This window comes from Synechococcus sp. KORDI-49 (genome assembly GCF_000737575.1).
GTDB lineage: Bacteria > Cyanobacteriota > Cyanobacteriia > PCC-6307 > Cyanobiaceae > Parasynechococcus.
Window position 1 is genome coordinate 869,477 of record NZ_CP006270.1, and the last position, 19,399, is coordinate 888,875.

Below are 19,399 nucleotides of genomic sequence, written 5' to 3' on the forward strand. Positions count from 1 at the left end.
GCGATCCATCGATGGGCTCAGGCCTATCACGCTTCCGCGGACCAGACCAGATCGAAACGTCGGCGCAGGGCTTCCCGCAGCCGGGGCTGAACCTGTTCCACCGTCAACCCAGGCCGCCAGTCGCACAGACGACCCACCCGGCTGCCCCGGAGACCGCAGGGGGTGATGAGCTCAAACCCGCTCAGCGCACAGGACACATTCAGAGCGAGACCGTGCTGGGTGATCCAGCGACGGCATCCGGTTCCGATGGCCGCCACCTTGCGACCCTCCAGCCAGATCCCTGTGAAACCCGGGATGCGCTCTCCCACCAGGTCGAACTCCGCAAGCACATCCAGCAGCACCTGTTCCAGCTGACGCAGATACCAGTGCAGGTCCGGCTGGTGACGACGCAGATCCAGCACCGGATAAGCCACCAGCTGGCCTGGCAGATGGTGCGTCACCTCCCCTCCGCGATCGATCCGGTGCAGCGGAGCCGGCGGAACCTGCGGATCGAAGTGAAGATGCTCAGCGCTGGCACCGCGACCGAGGGTGTAACAGGCCGGATGCTGCAGCAACCAGACCGCCTGCGGCTGGCAGGGATTCTCCAGAAGACGCTGCTGCCAGCGCCGCTGAGCGCTCCAGGCCTGCTCGAACGGCACCGGCTCCGCAGGCTCAAAAAGAATTGCACCGGAGGACTGTGCCGAATCGCCAACCGTTCCTAATTTGCCGTCAACAATCGGCACAGGAGCGTTGCATGAAGTTGCTGATCCATGGTCGCAACCTCGAGATCACGCCTGCCCTGCGGGACTACACCCAGACCAAGCTCGAACGGGCGACGCATCACTTCGCTGAGGCGGTGCGCGAGGCGGATGTGCATCTCTCAGTGGCCCGCAACCCCCGTGTTCCTCAGCAGACCGCGGAGGTGACGGTCTTCGCCAACGGCACCGTGATCCGGGCTCAGGAGCGCAGTGAGAACCTCTACGCCAGCATCGACATGGCCGCTGGGAAGCTGGCGCGTCAGCTGCGGCGCTGGAAGGAGCGCCACAGCGATCACCACCACAGCCACGGCCACAGCGCCAGCCTGACGCCCGGCACCGAATCGATCACCGATGACGAACCGGTGGACGGCTCACTGCTGAAGGGCCGCCATGCCGAGCTCCCCGACCCCGGCGTGCGCCGCAAATATTTCGCGATGCCGCCGATGAGCCTGGAGGAGGCCCGTCATCAGCTCGATCTGATCGATCACGACTTCTACCTCTTCCGCGACAGTGACAGCGGTGAGCTGCAGGTGATCTACCGGCGCAACCATGGGGGCTACGGCGTGATTCAGGCTCGGGACTGAAGACCGCAACCGCCATGGCCGATCCCCTTCAGGACCTTCCGGATCTGCCTCCCCTTCTGGACCAGGCCATCCTCGACCCGCTGCTGAATACCGAGCAGCTGATCGAATGCTGCGATGCCAGCCGGGAACGCAACATCCGGGCCATCTGCGGCACCCTGGCCAGGCTACCGGCCCTGCGCCATCGACTCGGGGGTGGTGACGGTCCACGACTGATCGCCGCCATCGACTTTCCGTTCGGCACCCTCCCCGCCGGTCTGCGACTGGCTGAGGCCCAGTGGGCGGCAGCCAACGGCGCCGACGAGCTGGATGTGGTGCCGGATTTCAGCGCCCTGGCCGATGGCGACTCCGGCCGCTTCGCCGAGGACCTGGCCGCTCTGTGTGACCTGGGCCTCCCCCTGCGGGTGGTGCTCGACATGGCCAGGCTCAGCGACGCGCAGCTGGAACTGGCGGTGGAGGCGGCGATCGATGCCGGGGCCAGCGGTGTGCAGACGGGAAACGGTTTCGGCCCCGCCTGCCATCCCGATCAGGTGAGCCAGCTGAAACAGCTCTGTCGCGGCCGCTGCGCGATCAAGGCCGCTGGCGGGATCCACAGCCTGGAGCTGGTGCACGATCTGGTTGCCGCCGGCGCCAACCTGCTCGGCACCAGCAGTGCGCCTCAACTGCTCCAGTCCCAGCGCCAGCCCATCGGTTGACCCCATGGCGGAACGACGGCTGGAAGGGCTCGTCCTGAAGGTGGGTCCCCTGGGGGAGCACGACCGGCTGCTCACTCTGCTCAGCGAGGCGGAGGGGGTGAGCCGGCTGGCGGTCCCTGGGGCGCGACGACCAAAAAGCAGCCTGGCCGCCGCTGCCCCGCTCACCCTCCTGGAGCTTCAGGTGGGAGGCCGCAGCGGACTGGCCCGGGTGCGGCAACTGCGCGTCCAGCGCAGTTTCAGCGGTCTGGGCCGGCGGCTGGAGACCCTGGCCGCCGCTCAGGCCCTCAGTGATCTCTGCCTGCTGATGGGCGCTGATGACGATCCGATCACCGGAATGCTGGCGACCCTGATGTTGCATCTGGAGCGGCTCGAGCAACGGGCCGAGGCCCCGACCATGGTGCTGGCGAGCACCGTTCAGGGCTGTGTCCACCTGCTGAGCCTCGGGGGCTACGGGCTGCCGCTGCAGAGCTGCTGCCGCAGCGGCGCCCCGCTGGATCCCCCCATCGGTCAGTGGGACTGGCGCTGCAGCCTTCTGCCCGAGGACGGCTTCGCCATCGGGGCGGAACCCACGGCGAGGCTGATGCTGAATCCGTCGGAGCTGGCCCTGCTGCAGCGGCTGCCCCGCCCGGATCTGCCCTGCCGACGCTCCGGGGAGCTGATGGGCCCCGAACCGGTTTGGCTCAGGCTGCTCTCCGTCGTGGAGCTCTGGATCCGCAGCCATCTGCCGAGAGGCAGCCGGGCGTTGCCGATGCTGCGGGAATCGCTGGCTCACCCTGCGGTGAGCGATCATGTGCCCGACGCGGGCGAATCTTGAGCGGCACGGTTTCCAGCGCGCGGGAGGAGGGACGCCAGGGTCTGATGGCCGTGGTGCGGCTCGAGGACTTCCGCCGGCTCTGGATCGGCCAGATCTTCTCCCAGCTGGCGGACAAGTTCTACATCGTGCTGATGGTGTTCCTGATCGCCCAGCACTGGGTGAGTCAGGACGCTCAGAGCAGCGGCGCCATGGCGGAGGTCGCCTCCGCCATCCGCATGGACATCGAGACCAGAGCTCAGCGCATCACCCTGCTGGCGACAGGCATCTACGTGGCCAACACCGTGCCCGCCGTGCTGCTGGGAATGCTGGCGGGGGTCTGGGCCGACCGCTGGCCGAAACGGCGGGTGATGGTGGCCTCCAACGCCATGCGGGCCCTGCTGGTGCTGCTGGCCCCTGTCTGTCTCCTGCCGGGTCCTGAACTGCTCGGGCTCAGCTGGGGGTACTGGGCCCTGCTGCTGATGACCTTCCTGGAGTCGGTGCTCACCCAGTTCTTCGCCCCGGCGGAACAGGCGGCCATTCCGCTGCTGGTGCCGAACAAACTGCTGCTGGCGGCCAATTCGCTTTACCAGGCCACCAGCATGGCAGCCACCATCGTGGGCTTCGCCCTCGGTCAACCGATCCTGCGACTGCTCAATCAGAGCCTCGCCAGCCTGGGACTGTCGGGAGGTGAATTCCTACTGCTGCCGTTCTGCTACGGCATGGCGGCTCTCAGCCTCAGCACCATCCGTCTGCGCGAGACCCCCTCGCGGCCGAACAACATCGGCATCGGGGAAGAGATCCGTGAAGGACTGCAGGTGCTGGTGAAACGGCCGACCGTGCGGCGGGCCATGCGCAATCTGGTGCTGCTCTACAGCCTGCTGGCCGCGATGTACGTGCTCGCCATCAGCCTGGCGGGGTCGATCAGCAGCCTGGGGCCGACGGGATTCGGCAGCCTGCTGGCCATGAGTGGCCTGGGTATGGCGATCGGAGCGGTGCTGACCGCCCAGCTCGGGCATCGCATCAGCCGCCACCATCTCGGAGCCGCCGGACTGGCTGCCATCACCTGCTGCCTGGTGCTGCTCGGCCAGCTTCAGGGGCGCCTGCTGATCACACTGAGCCTCTGCACCCTGCTCGGCATCGGTGCCGCCCTGGTGGCGATCCCAGCCCAGACGACACTGCAGGAGGACACCCCGGAACGGGAACGGGGCCGCGTGTTCGGCCTGCAGAACAACCTGATCAACATCGCCCTCAGCCTGCCGCTGGTGCTGGCGGGGACCCTCGTGAGCAGCGTCGGACTCAGGCCGGTGCTGCTGCTGCTGGCGACCCTGGCCCTCGGCGCGGCAGTGCTGGAGAGACCCTGGAAGCGCTGCTAACTTGCTGCCTTGCCAGAGGAGGATCGCAGAGCGCTTGGTGCAGATTGCCTGGCTGGGTAAGAAATCTCCGTTCTGCGGCAATGTCTCCTACGGCCTGAGCACCACTGAGGCCCTGCGTGAACGCGGTCACCAGACTCACTTCATTCATTTCGACAATCCCCGCAGCCCGGAAAGCGGTTCCACCTCACTGCTGGCCAATGATCCGGATGTGAGCCTGCCCTACCTGGTGAAATCGCAGGTTTACACCATCCCTTCTCCAGGCGCCCAGAGGGAACTGAGGGACTCCCTGGAACGGATCAGGCCGGACATCGTCCACGCCAGCCTGACTCTCTCGCCGCTGGATTTCCGCTTACCCGACCTCTGTCAGCAGCTGGGGGTCCCCCTGGTCGCCACGTTCCATCCCCCCTTCGACGCGGGGATGCGCAACCTCACCGCCGGGACCCAGCAGCTCTCCTACCAGCTCTATGCCCCGGCGCTTGCCCGTTACGACCGGGTGATCGTGTTCTCCCAGCTGCAGGCGGAAGTGCTGATCCGCCTCGGGGTGCCGGCCGACCGCCTGGCCGTGATCCCCAACGGTGTGGACACCGATCGCTGGGCACCGTCCCGTCACGGTGGTGATGCCGTGCTGTTGCAACGGGTTCGGCAGCGCCTCGGATCGGAGCGCACGTTCCTCTACATGGGCCGCCTTGCCACGGAGAAGAACGTGGAGGCGCTGCTGCGGGCATGGCGCCTGGTGTCACCCCAGGGATGCCGACTGGTGATCGTCGGTGACGGTCCGCTGCGCGGCACCCTCCAGAACAGCTTCAACGAGCCAGGGATCCTCTGGTGGGGATACGAAGCGGACCTGAACACCCGCATCGCCCTGATGCAGTGCGCCGAAGTCTTCCTGCTGCCCAGCCTGGTGGAAGGACTGTCTCTGGCGCTGCTGGAGGCCATGGCCACCGGCACGGCCTGCATCGCCACCGACGCGGGTGCCGATGGCGAAGTGCTGGACGGTGGGGCCGGAATCGTGTTGAGCACCCAGGGAGTGGCCACCCAGCTGCGCACCCTGCTGCCGGTGCTGCGCGATCAACCGGTGCTCACCGCGGAGCTCGGACGCCGGGCACGACAGCGGGCGCTTGAGCGCTACCGACTGAGCCGCAACATCGACGCGATCGAGCAGCTGTACGGCACCCTTCTGGCCACCAGGCCACTGGCGGCCTGAGTTCAGGCGAGTTCCCGACTTCGCTCAGCCGCCGCCAGCACGGCTTCGATCAGGGCGGAGCGGACCCCAGCCTGCTCCAGTCGACGCAGACCGGCGATTGTTGTGCCCGCGGGCGAACTCACCATGTCCTTGAGCTGAGCCGGGTGCAGCTGTCGCTCCTGCAGCAGAGCGGCACTGCCCGCCAGGGTGCGATGGGTCAGATGCAGAGCCTGATCTCTGGGAAGTCCAGCCGCCACCGCTCCATCCGCCATCGCCTCGGCCACCACCGCCACAAAGGCGGGACCGGAGGAGGTGAGGGCCAGAAAAGCGTCCAGCTTGGGCTCCGGCAGCTCCAGCACTTCACTGACGGATGCGAACAGATGACGCACCCGGGTCCGTGATTCAGGGTTGATGTCGTCTCCCCAGGCCAGAGCCGTCAATCCGGCCCCCACAAGGGCCGGTGTGTTCGGCACAGCCCGGATGCAGCGATGTCCGGGAAACAGCCGATGCAATCGCGCCAGACTGACCCCGGCGAGCACGGAAATGAGCAGAGGCTGCCCGACGACGGCGGGCGCTTCCGCCGCCACCGCATCCAGTTGCTGGGGTTTGATCGCCAGCAGCTGGAGCGGTGCTGTCCAGACCTCACGGGCGGTCGCTGCATCAGCAGAGAACAGCCGCACGCCGGAAGGCAGCTCACGGGAGAGGGGCTCGATCGAAGCGGCTCGTCCGACCACGGCCATCAGTCCCCCAGGATCAAGCTCGCCACGCTGGAGCAGGGGTTCAACAAGGGCCCGGGCCATACGGCCCAGGCCGATCACACCCACGTCGGGAGTCAAGACCTCGGATCTCAGAGAGCGGTCGCACCCCAGGCGGGGGAGGGCGCTGAGCTGCTCTCCTCCTCCTTGGAGTCGCTTTCGCGGCTGACGACCGTGGGGGCGGAGGTCTCCTCGTGACTGGTGTTGGTGACCGTGACGCAACTGGGGGCGAACAGGAAGATGCTCTCGCCGACGCGCTCCTGATGTCCGTCGATGGCGAAGGTGCCTCCCGCGACGAAATCGACCGCGCGCTGAGCCTGATCCGGTTCCATCATCGTGAGATTGAGGATGACGGTCTTGCGCTCGCGCAGGGCCTGGATGGCGCGGGGCATTTCATCGAAGCTGCGCGGCTCCATCAGATTCACCTCCGCAGCGGCGGTGCTGATGCCCGGCATGCCGATCACATTGGATCCGGGCAGGCTGTCGCCGAGATCGAAGGGGTTGCTGTCGGCAATGGTCGCCAGCGCACCCCCATCGGCATGGGTGGCCCGCTGGTCCTGCTCCTGCTGCTCGTCTTCGTAGACGAGATCGTCAAGATCGCCATCGAGATAGTCGTCTCCGGCGACGACGGCACGTAGGCGGGAAATCAGCGACACCTTGGATTCCTCTCAGGCTGAGACGTGGATGAGCAGGCAGGTTCGAAGTCCGGGGCGAGCCGGACAACCTTGTCCCTGGATAGCGTTTCAGCCCCGCTCAAGCAAGTCACTCAGCCCCATCCTGTGACGTTGGCCTTGGACCGAACAGGGCCGAACCAATGCGCAACCAGGTGCCGCCCTGCCGCACCGCCAGGGGCCAGTCACCACTCATGCCCATGGAACAGTCCGTCAGCTCCAGCCTGTCGGCCAGGGCGCGGCAGTCCGCGAACAAGGCACTGCGGTCCTCCTCCTGAGCCTCGAGCGGCGCCATGGTCATCAGGCCGGTAATTGAGAGATGCGGGAGCGCTGCGAGAGCCGACCAGGCCTCCAGCAGGCCCTCCGCCGAGAAACCACCCTTGCTGGGATCCGGGCGCAGCTTCACCTGCAGCAACACCTGCGGATGACAGGCCTCCTCCCCTGCGATCCGGGAAACCCGTTCAGCCAGGGCCAGGGAATCGACCGAATGGATCACGGGAAAAGCGCGCACCACCCCCCGCACCTTGTTGCTCTGCAGGCGACCGATGAAATGCCACTCCAGCGCAAGGTCCTCCAGCTGCTCCTGCTTCGGAAGCGCTTCCTGCAGTCGGCTCTCCCCGAAAGCCCGCTGACCCAGCCCGGCCAGAGCCCGCACCGCCTCGGCGGGATGCCCCTTGCTCACGGCCAGCAGCCGGGCCGATCCGGGCAGCTGCTCCTGCAGCTCCCGCCAGCGATCGACCGCAGAGGCTGTCATCGGTTCAGATGAAGGTCTGATCAAACAGCTGCCGCCAATCCTCCAGATCGGGCGACCCATCGCGGCGGCAACGGCTCAGGTGCACATCCGCATGATGGCGCGCGTCCTGATACGGGATCACCTCGAACTGAGCCCCGCGCGGCTGAAGCGTCACCAGAAAGAACATCCGCTGCGCGTAGAGGGTCGCGTAGACGTCTCGGCCTTCGCCGGCCGGTGCCACCCGGTAGAGCATCCCGAAGGTGGGGTGATTGAGATACCGCTCTGCTGCCATCACCCGGATCGCAAGTCAGAACGCACCGTACCTGCTGCGTAGAAACAGCACGATCAACAGCGACATGGCCGCCGCGCCGTTGAGCAGTCGCGCCGGCGATTCCACCGGCAGTCGCAGCCGCGCCGGACTGAGGATCCTGCCGCCGCGGGCCACTAGAGCATCCGCCCCCTGCTCCGCCCTCAACAGGATGTTGGCCAGCAGTCGTTCGCCGACGGAGAGCACCAGGCCGAAGGAAGCCTTGAATCCCAGGAGACGGAAACTCACAGCCCGGCTAGCGAGGGCCCGCAGCAGGTTCTGCAGCTCCTCCTGCACCAGAGGAAGAAACCGCAACGCCAGCAGCAGCTGGAATCCCAGCCGCTGCATCGGCAATCCCAACCGCTCCAATGGCATCAGGCACCAGGTCAGAGCCCAGACCAGGTCCTCCGGCATCGTGGTGAGCAGCACCAGATTGACGCTGTGGATCACGGTGAAGATCAGCGTCGAGGTGCGCAGGCCCAGCAGCGCCGAAGCCCGATCCACCACCAGAGGCCCCAGGGTCAGCGGACCCAGCTGGACAGGCCCGAGGCGCAGCAGATCCCAGCTCGGCCAGTCCGTGCCGAGACCCGGCAGCTCCTGCGGATCGCGCAGATTCAGAGGTGACGGAGGGTCCACCGCCGGCAGCAGCAGGGAGAGCAGACCCACAGCGATGGAGAGCAGGGTCAGCAGCAGCAAGGATCTCCACCAGAGGCGAACCGGCAGACCGCTGATCAGGGTGATCAGCAGCAGTCCAAGCACCAGGGCGAGGCGCCACAGGGGGCCGGCCAGCACAGGGGTCAGCAGGAACACCAGGGACCAGGCCAGCTTCAGGCGCGGATCGAGCCGTCGCGGCCAGCCCTCGGCGCCGTCGACGTACTGCCCCATGGGGATCTGACGCAGCCAGTCCATGGCTCAGCTGGATCGTTGGTGCTGGCGTGCCAGATCCCTTTCCGCATCGCGCTGCTGCTTGCCACGCCAGAACAGCTTCACCGGTGTTCCATCGAAGCCGAGTCCTTCCCGGATCTGGCGCTCCACGTAACGGCGGTAGGTCTCTCCGAACAGTTTCGGATCATTGACGAACAGGGTGAAGCTCGGCGGACGGCTCGACACCTGCGTGCCGTAGTAGAGCCGCCCCTGGCGTCCACCACGGGTTGTGGGAGGGCTTCGCCAGCTCAGCGCCTCCTTAAGCACCTCGTTCACCACGGAGGTGCTGACCCGGCGCCGGTGCTGCTCGACCGCCAGGGCCGCCAGGGCGAAAATGCTGTCCACCCGCTGTCCGGTGAGCGCTGATGTGAACAGCATCGGCGCCCAGTCGAGGAAGTAGAGCTTGGCGCGCAGCTCCTTCTCCATCGCCGGCAAGGTGTGACTGTCCTTTTCAACGGCGTCCCACTTGTTGACGACCACCACACAGGCCCGTCCGTCCTCCTCGATCCGACCTGCCAGCCGTTGATCCTGCTCGGTGACCCCATCCAGGGCATCGATCACCAGAACGCACACATCACTGCGCTCGATCGCCTTGAAGCTGCGGTTGATGCCGAAGTATTCCGGGCCGTAATTGACGCTGCGACGGCGGCGGATGCCGGCGGTGTCCACCAGTCGCCAGGAGCGGTTCTCCCGTTCGAGGCTGGTGTCGATGGTGTCGCGGGTGGTGCCGCGGATCGGGCTCACGATGGCGCGCTGCTCTCCGCAGATCGCATTGAGCAGACTGGATTTACCGACATTGGGACGCCCGATGATCGCCAGCTGGATCGGCTCCTCCTGATCACCCTCCTCATCCTTCGGAGGCAGGAAGTTGAGCACCTGATCCAGCAGTTCGCCGGTCCCGGCGCCGTGGATGGCGGAGATCGGATACGGCTCCCCCAGGCCGAGGCTCCAGAACTCCGCAGCCATCGCCAGCCCCTGCTCGGGGGACTCGCACTTGTTCACCGCCAACAGGGTGGGGCAGGTGTGCGTGCGCAGAAACTCGGCGATGGATTCGTCGGCAGCGGTGATGCCCTGCTGACCGTCGACGATCACGAGGGCGACGCTGGCCTCCTCGAGTGCCAGGTTGGCCTGCTCCCGGATCTCGGGCAGAAACTCACTGTCGTCGTCGAACACCAGACCGCCGGTGTCCACGACCTTGAAGTCCCGGTCTCCCCAGAACCCGTCCTGATAGGTGCGATCCCGCGTCACTCCGGGTTCGTCATGGACGATCGCCTCACGGCTGCGGCACAGACGATTGACCAGCGTGGACTTGCCGACGTTGGGACGTCCGATGATCGCAACGACGGGACGCGCCACGGGGCGGGACTCCGATCAATTCCTGACCCTACAGACCCGCGGAAACGGAAACCTTTCGAAACGAGACCAATCAGTCTCAAATGAGACAGCTAGTCCGGGTGAAGCGTTGTTCAGCGCCATGCTCGATCTTGTGGCCAGCCTCGTCGTCGACCTCTCCGACCAGAAGCTCACCGTTTACAACAGCAATCACGATGTGGTGCGGGTGATTCCCGTGAGCACCGGCAAGGCCTCGACACCGACGCCGATCTTCGACACCAAGGTGTTCACGAAGTACCGCGCGGTCACCCTGCGAGGCCGCACCTACACGGTGCCTGGGGTTCCGTACACCATGTGCGTCTCTGCCAACGAAGCCATCTGCATGCATGCAGCCCCGTGGCAGGAGAACGCCGGCAAGGCCTTCGGTGTGCCGCGCAGTAACGGCTGTGTGCGCATGCCCCTGGCCCACGCCCGCTGGCTGTTCGAGAACACCCCCAAAGGCACCCCCGTCTCGATTCAGGCCTGATCCGCCGGTCTCAGCTCACAGGCAGGTCCCCGGGATGCCCCTGCACCGGATTCTCCGGGGGCGACAACTCCGGCGCCATCGGCCCCTGCTCCGCAAGGGGCTCCCCCCGGTCCGCCAGCCAGGCGAGCAGCCAGTTCACGGCGGTGGCCCGCCTGGTTCGCCGGGGGTAGAGCTCTCCGATCCGGTAGCCACTGAAGGCCAGCTGCTGCTTGAGCAGCTGCTTGTGGGGCTTGGCGATCGAGCGGGTCAGGCGCACCGAGGCGGGGCGCAGGGCAATCACCTCCGGGCCGAGCGGGAAGGCCTCTGCCCAGTCCGGCGGTGTCCGCACGCCGGCCCGCCAGCCGGCCTCGCCGGAGTCGTAACCGAGTCGCTCCCAGATCCGCTCACAGACGAAGCGGTCACTGCAGCGGTCCTCGAGCATCTGATGCAGCAGAGGACGGCTCAGGGGCCAGAACGCGGACACATCGATCGGCAGCATGGACCCATGGTGGCGTCCTCCCCGCTTCAGCTTCCCGGTCGTGGCACGCCGCGCGAGCTGACCTGCCGCGTGCTGCAGTCCCCCCTGGCGGGAGTGAGCGATCGCATCTTCCGAGGCCTGGTGCGGCGCTGGGCACCGGAGGCGCTGCTGTTCACGGAGATGGTCAATGCCACCAGCCTGGAACTGGGCCATGGCCGCGGCAAGGTCGAGGAGCTGTCGGAGGAGAACGGCCCGATCGGAGTGCAGCTGTTCGATCACCGTCCTGAGGCGATGGCCGATGCCGCCCGCCGCGCCGAGGACGCGGGCGCCTTTCTGATCGACATCAACATGGGATGTCCGGTCCGCAAAATCGCCCGAAAAGGAGGAGGTTCCGGACTGATCCGGGACCCGGATCTGGCGGCGCGGATCATCGATGCGGTGGTCCGGGCCGTTCGCCTGCCCGTCACCGTCAAGACACGACTGGGCTGGTGCGGCAGCGACGCCGATCCCGTCACCTGGTGCCGCCAGCTCCAGGACGCCGGCGCTCAGTTGCTCACCCTGCATGGACGCACCCGCGAGCAGGGCTTCAAGGGGAAGGCGGACTGGCAGGCCATCGGCGAGGTCAGGCAGGCACTGACCATCCCAGTGATCGCCAACGGGGACATCAACACCCCAGAAGAGGCCTTGCGCTGCCTGGCGCTGACCGGCGCCGAAGGGGTGATGGTGGGACGCGGCACGATGGGAGCCCCGTGGCTGGTCGGTCAGATCGATGCCGCCCTGGCGGGGCGGCCGGTGCCGGCGACGCCGGAGCCGCTCGAGCGGCTGGAACTGGCCAGGGAACAGCTGATCGCCCTCGTGGAGGCTCGCGGTGACCATGGCCTGCTGATTGCCAGGAAGCACATGGGCTGGACCTGCACCGGCTTCGCCGGCGCTCCCCGGCTGCGCCATGCGCTGATGCGCGCACCCACCCCTGCAGACGCCCTAGCTTTGCTCGACGCCCAACGTCTGAGCCTGGGGTGAGCCTGCTGCTGCTGCTCTGGCCCCTCTGGCTGACCCGTCGTCCGGAAGCGGACTCTCCGCTCTGGGCCCGCCGCAGCCTGATTCTGCTGATCAGCCTGCTGACGCTGCGCTACCTGCACTGGCGCTGCACGGACAGCCTCAACCTCGACTCGGGGCTCTCCACCGCCCTGAGTCTGCTGATGCTGGTGGCCGAGGGCTGGTTGCTGGTCACCGGGCTCCTGCCCCTTTGGCTGGCCTGGAGAGCCTTCCCGGATCGACGAACCCAGGTGGCGGATCTGACACGTCGCTGGAAAGCCGACCGCTGGCAACCGAAGGTCGCAATTCTCGTTCCCAGTTACGGCGAACCCCTCAACGTTCTCGAACGCACCCTGCAGGGCTGCCTGGCCCAGTCGTATCCCCATTGCACCGTCTGGCTACTGGATGACAGCGGCCGTGACGACGTGCGGCAACTGGCACGGAAGCTGGGATGCCGCTACCGCCACCGGCCGCAGCGCTCCAATGCCAAAGCGGGCAACCTCAACGACGGACTGCGCCGCATCGAGGCCGAACTGGTGGCGGTCTTCGACGCCGATTTCATTCCACAGACGGTCTTTCTGGAGCGCTGCATCGGATTTCTGCAGGACCCGGAGGTGGCCCTGGTCCAGACACCCCAGAGCTTCCTCAACGCCGATCCGGTGATGCGCAATCTGGGCATGGAACCCTGGCTGCTGCCGGATGAGGAGAGCTTCTACCGCTGGATCGAACCGGTGCGGGACGGCTGGGGGGCTGTGGTCTGCGCCGGCACATCCTTCGTGGTGCGTCGCGCAGCCCTCGATCAGGTGGGAGGCTTCGTGGAACAGGCCCTCTCGGAGGATTTCGTCACCGGCATCGCCCTGCGTCAACAGGGGTGGCGACTGGTTTACCTGCAGGAGAAGCTGAGCGCCGGCCTGGCGGCGGAGACCATGGCCGACTTCGTACGTCAGCGCCAGCGGTGGGCCGCCGGCACCCTGCAGAGCCTCCGCCTGTCGAGCGGACCGATCCGGACCGGCGGCCTCAGCCTGGGCCAGCGCCTCGCCTACCTCGAAGGTGTGATCCATTGGATCAACAACCTGCCCAGGCTGGTGTTGATGCTGATGCCGCTCAGCTACGGCCTGCTCAACATCCTGCCGATCCATCTCACCGGCAGGGCCATCCTCGAGCTGGTGCTGCCGATGTGGGCCACGGTGCTTCTCAGCATCGGCTGGCTCAACAGAGGGAGCCGAGCCGCCCTGCTGAGCGAGCTCACCGGCTGGGTGCTCACCGTTCCCCTGACCTCCACCCTGATCAGCACTGCTCTCGGGCGCCGCCTCGGATTCCGCGTCACCCCCAAGCACCAGAGCCGCGGCCAGGGGGGCTGGAGCTGGGTCCTGGCCCTGCCTCTGCTGGTGCTCACGGCCCTCAACGCCGCCAACCTGGCAGGGCTGCTGCAGCAACTCGGCAACGGCGAGGCCTGGGGGGATGACGGACGTTTCGCCGGCCTGGCCTGGGCTGTTCTGAATCTGCTGGGCACACTCACGGCTCTGCGGGCCTGCTGGGATCCACCGATGCGGGACCCAGCCCCCTGGCTGGCGGTGGACATGGAGGGCGAGGTGCTCGATGCCGGCGGACACCGGCATCCGTGCCGGATCAAGGCCATCAGCGAAACCGGCGCCGAACTCCACTTCCGAAACCACGTTCCAACCCTGGTGAGCAGCAGCGCACTCCGCTGGAGCACGGCCGTGCCGCCGCTGCCGATCGAGATCTCAGCGGAACGCCCCCTGGCCCGGGCGGTCGCCTGGGGCAAGACCACAGCGCGGCAGCAGCATGCCCTGATGCAATGGCTGTACGGCCGCTCCGGCTGCTGGCGTGATCGGCTGGCACCTCAGGAATGGCGAGCGCTGCTGGCCCTGCTCAAACGGGTTCTGTTCGGCACGCCGGCACCCGCAGCCTTCCGCCGCAGCCTGGTTCCGCTCGCCGCTCAGGGAAGCACCTCCGGCCAACTCTGACGGATCAGCAGCAGGGAGAAATAGGGGCGTACACCGCCCGGTACATCCTGGGCTGGCCGCAGGGTCTGATCCGGCCAGCCGACCCGTTCGGCGAACAGAGACGACTCCAGCAGCTGCCGGCGCTCCAGCACCTGCCGCACCCAGAGCCAGCGTCGACCCAGTTTGAGCAGAGCCAGCACCCTGGCCTGCCCAGCCGCATGGTCCAGAGCCTCCGACAGCTGATCCTCCCGCTCCGGGCATGGCCTCATCAGGAGCTGATCCTGCTGAAGCGCCAGGGGCCAGTTCGCCGCCGCCGCCGCTGCAGAGACGGCCGTGATGCCGGGGATCACACGGCATGGGCAATCTGGATGCCGTTGCTGCAGAGCCAGCAGCACATAGCTGCCCGTGGCGAACAAGGAGGCATCCCCCTCACAGAGCAGCACGACGCGCTGACCGGTGGCCACCTCCGCCGCGAGGGTGTCCGCGGCTTGGTGCCAGGCAAGACGCCGCGGCTCCGCCGCATCCACCATCGGGAACAGCAGGGGAACGATCCGCTGATGCGGCCGGATCCATCGTGCGGCGATCGCAGCCGCCATGCTCTCCGCTCCGCTGCGAGCCACCGGGCAGGCGATCAGGTCAGCCGCTTCAATCGCCCCCACGGCAGCGAGGGTGAGCAGGTCGGGATCCCCGGGGCCAACCCCCACAAGGGTGAGTCCACCCGCGGGTGACTGGTTGAGGATGGGCAGCGGTTCTGTCGCCCGGAAACCAGACGATGAGTCGTCTCAGCATCTTTCCAGAGCGCTCCGATGCAGCCCGGCCCCTTTCACCGCTTCCGCTGCTGGTCAGCAACGACCCGGCGATCATCCGATCGGAACTGGACCGACGCGGCATCCGCTTCGACCAGTGGCCGAAACCTTTGCATCTGTCGCCGGGAGCTGGCGACGCGGAGATCCTGGCGGCTTACGGCACTGCCATCACCCGTCTGCAGCGGGAAAGCGGCTGCCGCATCGTCGACACGATGCGGATCACACCGGAGCATCCCGAGCGGGAGGAGCGACGGAAGCAGTTTCTGGCGGAACACTGCCACCACAACGATGAGGTGCGCTTCTTCGTGGAGGGGCAGGGGCTGTTCTGCTTCCACATCGACCAGGAGGTGCTGCTCACGCTCTGCGAGCACGGCGATCTGATCAGCATCCCCGCCGGCACTCGTCACTGGTTCGACATGGGGCCCCGGCCCGCCTTCTGCGTGCTGCGCTTCTTCCGCGACAACGAGGGCTGGGTTCCCCACTACACCGGTGACCCCATCGCTGCACGCTTTCCCGGGCTTGACTGACGCAGCGACCGATGCAACCGATGCCCGGCTCCTGGAGAACCCGCCTCTTGATGGTCGCCCTGCTGGTGACCATCGGACCGACATGGAGCCAGGAGCAGGCACCTGACCCGGCGACCAGCCGCCGGGTGGCCCGCCTCGAACTGGCGCGCAGCATCCGGGCATTTGCCACAGCCACCCTGGCCCATGGCGAATGCCAGGTGGCGCGAGGACGGCTGCAGCGTCGTCAAGCGGATCAGGCGATGGCCATCGCCCTGCAGGAGCTGGGCATCAGCCCCGCCGTGCTGGCCAACCCCCAGGTCCGCAAGGCTGCCGCCATGCTCGAGAACCAACTGGACGAGGCCTGCCAGCTCACAGGGCTGGATGCAGCAGCTGCAGACAAACTCGTCCGAGAGGAACTCTGAATCCCGGCCTGTGTCCAGTGGGAGACGCCTGAGCAACCGACTCTTTTTCTCCTGAAGGGAAAAACCGCTCCATAGGGTGCCGCTCAGCCCTGTTCCGTCGATGACGCCGGCCCGTCTGCTTGCCAGCTGCCTGCTCTGCAGCGCCACCGCTGTGCCGGTCTGCGCCACGGAACTGGCTGCCCTGCCTTCCACGGACTCCCTGCTGGTTCTTGAACGGACATCGCGACAGCTCTCGCGCACGAAGGATCCGATCTGGGATCTGCGGCTGATCGCCGCAGGCGAACAGATCCAGCGCTTCGACGCCGTCACCGGCCGTGCCCATCGGCAGACCGCTGACCGCCACCGCACCGGAACCAGGGCCCCGCTGCCCGTCGGCCGTTACAGCCTTGGGCCGATCGAACCGCTTGGCCCCGGCGACCCCGCAGAACTGGGGCCGATCTGGATCGGCATCGAACCGCTCTTTCCAACAGGACGTGGCCACCTCGGCATCCACCTCGATCCCAGTGCCAATCGCAACGCCAACAGCGGCACCCTCGGCTGCGTCGGACTGGTGCATCGAGCCGACATGCTGCAGCTGGCGGAGCTGATCCGGCACCATCAGGTGACCGCCCTTGTGGTGAACGAGTGATGCCATCGGGCTGGGGGCTGAGCTGGGGAGGCTGGCTGGACAACCGCCGGGGAGAGTGGTGGCTGCTGGCTCAGCTGCTGCTGATCACGGCCCATCTGCTGCCTGCCGCCCCACCGCTCGCGTTCTGGGGACTGACAGCCTGGCCCCCGCTGCTTCGGCTGACAGGTGTGCTGATCCTGCTGACCGCTCTGTTGCTCGCCGCCCGCTCGCTGCTGTCGCTGGGAGCCAGCCTCTCCCCCCTTCCCGCACCCCGTGATGACAACCAACTGATCCGGAACGGGGCCTACAGCCACTGCCGACACCCCCTGTATCAGGCGGTACTGATGGCATCCCTGGGGGTCGTGATCGCCACCGGCAGCCTGCTGCACCTGAGCCTGCTGCTGGCTCTGGCGGCGGTGCTCCGTGGCAAGGCGCGACGCGAGGAACAGGGACTGGCTGAGCGCCATCCGGATTACCTCTCTTACATGGCGAGCACGCCCGCCATCGTTCCACGGCTGCCCGGCCTCGACTGGCGCCGCTGATTCACGGGAAGCCCCATGCTGAAATAACCCGACCTGTCGCGGGCCGGATGGCGATCAATCCCAGCCATCGCAAGGGAATCATCCTCGCGGGCGGCAGCGGCACCCGCCTGCATCCGATCACCCAGGCGGTGAGCAAGCAACTGCTGCCCGTCTACGACAAACCGATGATCTACTACCCGCTCAGCACGCTGATGCTGGCGGGCATCCGGGAGGTGTTGATCATCACCACCCCCCACGACCAGCCGTCCTTCGAGCGGTTACTCGGGGATGGCAGCCGCTGGGGAATGGAGATCCACTACGCGATCCAGCCCAGCCCCGACGGCCTGGCCCAGGCGTTTCTGATCGGTGCTGAGTTCCTGGACGGCCGTCCGGCCTCCCTGGTGCTCGGCGACAACCTCTTCCACGGCCACGACCTGGTGCCGCAGCTGATTGGAAGCAATCAAGCCCCGGAGGGGGCGACGGTGTTCGCCTATCCGGTGAGTGACCCTGAGCGGTACGGGGTGGCTGAGTTCGATGCCAGCGGCAAGGTTCTCAGCCTGGAAGAGAAGCCCAAGCAGCCCAAGAGTCGCTATGCGGTCACCGGCCTGTATTTCTATGACGCCTCAGTGGTTGAACGGGCACGGCAGGTGAAGCCTTCCGCCCGTGGAGAACTGGAGATCACCGATCTCAACCGGATGTATCTCGAAGAGGGCCTGCTGCGGGTGGAGCTGATGGGGCGCGGCATGGCCTGGCTGGACACCGGCACCTGCGATTCCCTCAATGACGCCGGCGGCTACATCCGCACCCTCGAACACCGGCAGGGTCTGAAGGTGGGGTGTCCCGAGGAGGTGGCCTGGCGGCAGGGCTGGATCGGAGACGGTCAGCTGGAGACGCTGGCTCAACCTCTGAAGAAAAGCGGCTACGGCACTTATCTGCTGCAGCTGCTCTCCGAAAGCGTCAGCGACCATGCTGCGCTGCAGACCAGCCTTGAGGTGCCCACCCATGCAGGTTGAACAGCTCTCCAGTCAGCAGGGTCAGCGGCTGGACGGTCCGCTGCTGATCACCCCCAGGGTGTTCGGAGACGAACGCGGCTGGTTCTTTGAAAGCTGGAACCAGCGCCGCTTCGATGAAGCCGTCGGTGACGCCGTCGTCTTCTCCCAGGACAACCACTCCCGCTCCCAGCGCGGGGTACTGAGGGGACTGCACTACCAACTTCCACCGGAGCCCCAGGCCAAGCTGGTGCGGGCGAGTGCCGGTGCGATCTTTGATGTCGCCGTGGACATCCGCCGGGGATCGCCAACGTTTGGCCAGTGGGTGGGGGCTGAGCTGAGCGCGGAGAACAGGTGTCAGCTCTGGGTACCGGAGGGTTTCGCCCATGGCTTCCTCACCCTGAGCGAGCAGGCCGAAGTTCAGTACAAGGCCCGCGGCTTCTGGAACCGCGACTGTGAACAAGCGATCCGCTGGGACGACCCGGATCTGGCCATCTCCTGGCCGCTCGAACGCCTCGAGGGCGTCAGCGTGAGCCTGTCGGAGAAGGACGCCGAAGCCCCTGGCCTCCAACAGAACCTGGAGAACGGAGCCCTGTTCCAATGAAAGTGCTGCTCACCGGAGCCGCCGGTCAGCTGGGTCAGGCCCTGCGCGCCAGCTGCCCACCGGACCTGGAGCTGATCGCCACCAGCCGGGACGAGCTTGATCTGAGCAAGCCGGAAGCCTGCAAGGCGGCGGTGGAACGCCATCGTCCCGACTGGGTGCTGAATGCCGGCGCTTACACCGCCGTGGACAGGGCCGAGGAGGAGCCGGACCTGGCGCATGCCGTGAATGGAGGGGCTCCCCGCGCCTTCGCCGAAGCGATCCGTCAGGACGGGGGCCGGCTGCTGCAACTGAGCACCGACTTCGTGTTCAACGGCCGCCAGGGCAGCCCCTACCGAGTGGAGCAGCCGCGTGACCCGCTGGGGGTCTATGGCGCCAGCAAGGCCCGCGGCGAGGAAGCGATCGAAGCCGTGCTCGGTGACAACGGACAGGCCACGGTGCTGCGCACCAGCTGGGTGATGGGTCCGGTGGGCCGCAATTTCGCCCTCACCATGCTGCGCCTGCATCGCGAACGCGATCAGCTGGGGGTGGTGGCCGATCAGGTGGGCTGTCCCAGCAGCACCCTCAACCTGGCCGCTGCCTGCTGGCGGGTGATCAGCATCAGGGCGGAACAGCCCGCTGTGCTGCATTGGTGCGATGCCGGTGCGGCCAGCTGGTACGACGTCTCAGTCGCCGTCGGGGAACTGGCTGCTGAACAAGGGCTGATCGAGACGCCGGCCAACGTCAGGCCGATCTGCACGGAGGATTACCCGACGCCGGCCCAACGCCCCGCCTACTCGCTTCTCGACTGCAGAAGCACCCGCGAGCAGCTCGAGCTGGACGGCGAACACTGGCGACAAGCCCTTCGCGCCGTCCTGAGCGCCATCCCTCCCTCCTGA

General features: G+C 66.8%; 24 protein-coding genes. 15 read left to right on the forward strand and 9 right to left on the reverse strand.

The window, feature by feature from the left end; translation table 11 throughout:
* Positions 1 to 26 precede the first annotated feature (26 nt).
* Positions 27 to 722, reverse strand: a complete 696-nt coding sequence (gene lipB / locus KR49_RS04705; protein WP_043692219.1) for a lipoyl(octanoyl) transferase LipB — start codon at positions 720 to 722, stop codon at positions 27 to 29.
* A gap of 11 nt (positions 723 to 733) precedes the next feature.
* Between lipB and hpf the strand changes: the two genes are divergently transcribed.
* The 5 genes from hpf to KR49_RS04730 are packed head-to-tail and all read left to right on the forward strand — an operon-like array spanning position 734 to position 5,383.
* Positions 734 to 1,321 (forward strand): ribosome hibernation-promoting factor, HPF/YfiA family, encoded by a 588-nt coding sequence (gene hpf, locus KR49_RS04710; protein WP_043692222.1) that lies wholly within the window; start codon positions 734 to 736, stop codon positions 1,319 to 1,321.
* A 14-nt stretch (positions 1,322 to 1,335) separates the two neighbouring features.
* On the forward strand, positions 1,336 to 2,013 hold the full coding sequence (locus tag KR49_RS04715) for a deoxyribose-phosphate aldolase (protein ID WP_043692224.1): 678 nt from the start codon (positions 1,336 to 1,338) through the stop codon (positions 2,011 to 2,013).
* A 4-nt stretch (positions 2,014 to 2,017) separates the two neighbouring features.
* The gene (gene recO / locus KR49_RS04720; protein WP_043692227.1) at positions 2,018 to 2,827 is read left to right on the forward strand and encodes a DNA repair protein RecO; all 810 of its coding nucleotides are present in this window, start codon (positions 2,018 to 2,020) and stop codon (positions 2,825 to 2,827) included.
* A gap of 44 nt (positions 2,828 to 2,871) precedes the next feature.
* Positions 2,872 to 4,179 (forward strand): MFS transporter, encoded by a 1,308-nt coding sequence (locus tag KR49_RS04725; protein ID WP_084188106.1) that lies wholly within the window; start codon positions 2,872 to 2,874, stop codon positions 4,177 to 4,179.
* Between the two features lie 34 nt (positions 4,180 to 4,213).
* On the forward strand, positions 4,214 to 5,383 hold the full coding sequence (locus KR49_RS04730) for a glycosyltransferase family 4 protein (protein ID WP_043692231.1): 1,170 nt from the start codon (positions 4,214 to 4,216) through the stop codon (positions 5,381 to 5,383).
* Between the two features lie 2 nt (positions 5,384 to 5,385).
* Here KR49_RS04730 and proC read toward each other — a convergent pair whose 3' ends face one another.
* From proC to der, 6 genes are all read right to left on the reverse strand, one after another.
* Complete coding sequence (gene proC / locus KR49_RS04735) at positions 5,386 to 6,198, reverse strand: pyrroline-5-carboxylate reductase (RefSeq protein WP_156957098.1); 813 nt, start codon at positions 6,196 to 6,198, stop codon at positions 5,386 to 5,388.
* A gap of 11 nt (positions 6,199 to 6,209) precedes the next feature.
* On the reverse strand, positions 6,210 to 6,773 hold the full coding sequence (locus KR49_RS04740) for a cell division protein SepF (protein WP_043692236.1): 564 nt from the start codon (positions 6,771 to 6,773) through the stop codon (positions 6,210 to 6,212).
* Between the two features lie 106 nt (positions 6,774 to 6,879).
* A complete protein-coding gene (locus KR49_RS04745) occupies positions 6,880 to 7,542 on the reverse strand; it encodes a YggS family pyridoxal phosphate-dependent enzyme (protein ID WP_043692240.1) in 663 nt (220 codons plus the stop codon).
* Between the two features lie 4 nt (positions 7,543 to 7,546).
* Positions 7,547 to 7,813 carry a PipX family protein gene (locus tag KR49_RS04750; RefSeq protein WP_043692244.1) on the reverse strand — a complete coding sequence of 89 codons (267 nt, stop codon included), beginning with the start codon at positions 7,811 to 7,813 and terminating at the stop codon, positions 7,547 to 7,549.
* A 15-nt stretch (positions 7,814 to 7,828) separates the two neighbouring features.
* Positions 7,829 to 8,737, reverse strand: a complete 909-nt coding sequence (locus KR49_RS04755) for an energy-coupling factor transporter transmembrane component T (RefSeq protein WP_043692247.1) — start codon at positions 8,735 to 8,737, stop codon at positions 7,829 to 7,831.
* Positions 8,738 to 8,740: 3 nt separating this feature from the next.
* Complete coding sequence (gene der / locus KR49_RS04760; protein WP_043692250.1) at positions 8,741 to 10,108, reverse strand: ribosome biogenesis GTPase Der; 1,368 nt, start codon at positions 10,106 to 10,108, stop codon at positions 8,741 to 8,743.
* A gap of 118 nt (positions 10,109 to 10,226) precedes the next feature.
* Between der and KR49_RS04765 the strand changes: the two genes are divergently transcribed.
* Entirely contained in the window at positions 10,227 to 10,610 is a 384-nt protein-coding gene (locus KR49_RS04765) for a L,D-transpeptidase (protein WP_043696822.1), read from the forward strand.
* Positions 10,611 to 10,620: 10 nt separating this feature from the next.
* Here KR49_RS04765 and KR49_RS04770 read toward each other — a convergent pair whose 3' ends face one another.
* Positions 10,621 to 11,088: a DUF1823 family protein gene (locus tag KR49_RS04770; RefSeq protein WP_043692253.1), complete on the reverse strand. Its 468-nt coding sequence runs from the start codon at positions 11,086 to 11,088 to the stop codon at positions 10,621 to 10,623.
* A gap of 6 nt (positions 11,089 to 11,094) precedes the next feature.
* On the opposite strand from KR49_RS04770, the gene dusB reads away from it, so the two are divergent.
* Positions 11,095 to 12,087 carry a tRNA dihydrouridine synthase DusB gene (gene dusB, locus KR49_RS04775; RefSeq protein WP_043692256.1) on the forward strand — a complete coding sequence of 331 codons (993 nt, stop codon included), beginning with the start codon at positions 11,095 to 11,097 and terminating at the stop codon, positions 12,085 to 12,087.
* The gene (locus KR49_RS04780) at positions 12,084 to 14,090 is read left to right on the forward strand and encodes a glycosyltransferase (protein ID WP_043692258.1); all 2,007 of its coding nucleotides are present in this window, start codon (positions 12,084 to 12,086) and stop codon (positions 14,088 to 14,090) included. The genes dusB and KR49_RS04780 overlap by 4 nt, the downstream gene beginning before the upstream one ends.
* Here KR49_RS04780 and cobI read toward each other — a convergent pair.
* Positions 14,063 to 14,773, reverse strand: a complete 711-nt coding sequence (cobI, locus tag KR49_RS04785) for a precorrin-2 C(20)-methyltransferase (protein ID WP_043692261.1) — start codon at positions 14,771 to 14,773, stop codon at positions 14,063 to 14,065. The genes KR49_RS04780 and cobI overlap by 28 nt on opposite strands.
* Positions 14,774 to 14,841: 68 nt before the next feature.
* Here cobI and KR49_RS04790 point away from each other — a divergent pair, with 68 nt between their 5' ends.
* The 7 genes from KR49_RS04790 to rfbD all read left to right on the forward strand — a co-directional run bounded on the left by KR49_RS04790 (position 14,842) and on the right by rfbD (position 19,399).
* Positions 14,842 to 15,402, forward strand: a complete 561-nt coding sequence (locus KR49_RS04790) for an acireductone dioxygenase (RefSeq protein WP_043692264.1) — start codon at positions 14,842 to 14,844, stop codon at positions 15,400 to 15,402.
* A 20-nt stretch (positions 15,403 to 15,422) separates the two neighbouring features.
* Positions 15,423 to 15,803, forward strand: a complete 381-nt coding sequence (locus tag KR49_RS04795) for a hypothetical protein (RefSeq protein ID WP_043696825.1) — start codon at positions 15,423 to 15,425, stop codon at positions 15,801 to 15,803.
* A 100-nt stretch (positions 15,804 to 15,903) separates the two neighbouring features.
* Positions 15,904 to 16,431: a L,D-transpeptidase gene (locus tag KR49_RS04800; RefSeq protein WP_043692267.1), complete on the forward strand. Its 528-nt coding sequence runs from the start codon at positions 15,904 to 15,906 to the stop codon at positions 16,429 to 16,431.
* Complete coding sequence (locus KR49_RS04805; RefSeq protein ID WP_043692270.1) at positions 16,431 to 16,952, forward strand: isoprenylcysteine carboxylmethyltransferase family protein; 522 nt, start codon at positions 16,431 to 16,433, stop codon at positions 16,950 to 16,952. Before KR49_RS04800 ends, KR49_RS04805 begins: the two co-directional genes overlap by 1 nt.
* A 47-nt stretch (positions 16,953 to 16,999) precedes the next feature.
* On the forward strand, positions 17,000 to 17,944 hold the full coding sequence (rfbA, locus tag KR49_RS04810; protein WP_043692273.1) for a glucose-1-phosphate thymidylyltransferase RfbA: 945 nt from the start codon (positions 17,000 to 17,002) through the stop codon (positions 17,942 to 17,944).
* Positions 17,934 to 18,524: a dTDP-4-dehydrorhamnose 3,5-epimerase gene (gene rfbC / locus KR49_RS04815; RefSeq protein WP_043692276.1), complete on the forward strand. Its 591-nt coding sequence runs from the start codon at positions 17,934 to 17,936 to the stop codon at positions 18,522 to 18,524. The genes rfbA and rfbC overlap by 11 nt, the downstream gene beginning before the upstream one ends.
* Complete coding sequence (gene rfbD, locus KR49_RS04820; protein ID WP_043692279.1) at positions 18,521 to 19,399, forward strand: dTDP-4-dehydrorhamnose reductase; 879 nt, start codon at positions 18,521 to 18,523, stop codon at positions 19,397 to 19,399. The genes rfbC and rfbD overlap by 4 nt, the downstream gene beginning before the upstream one ends.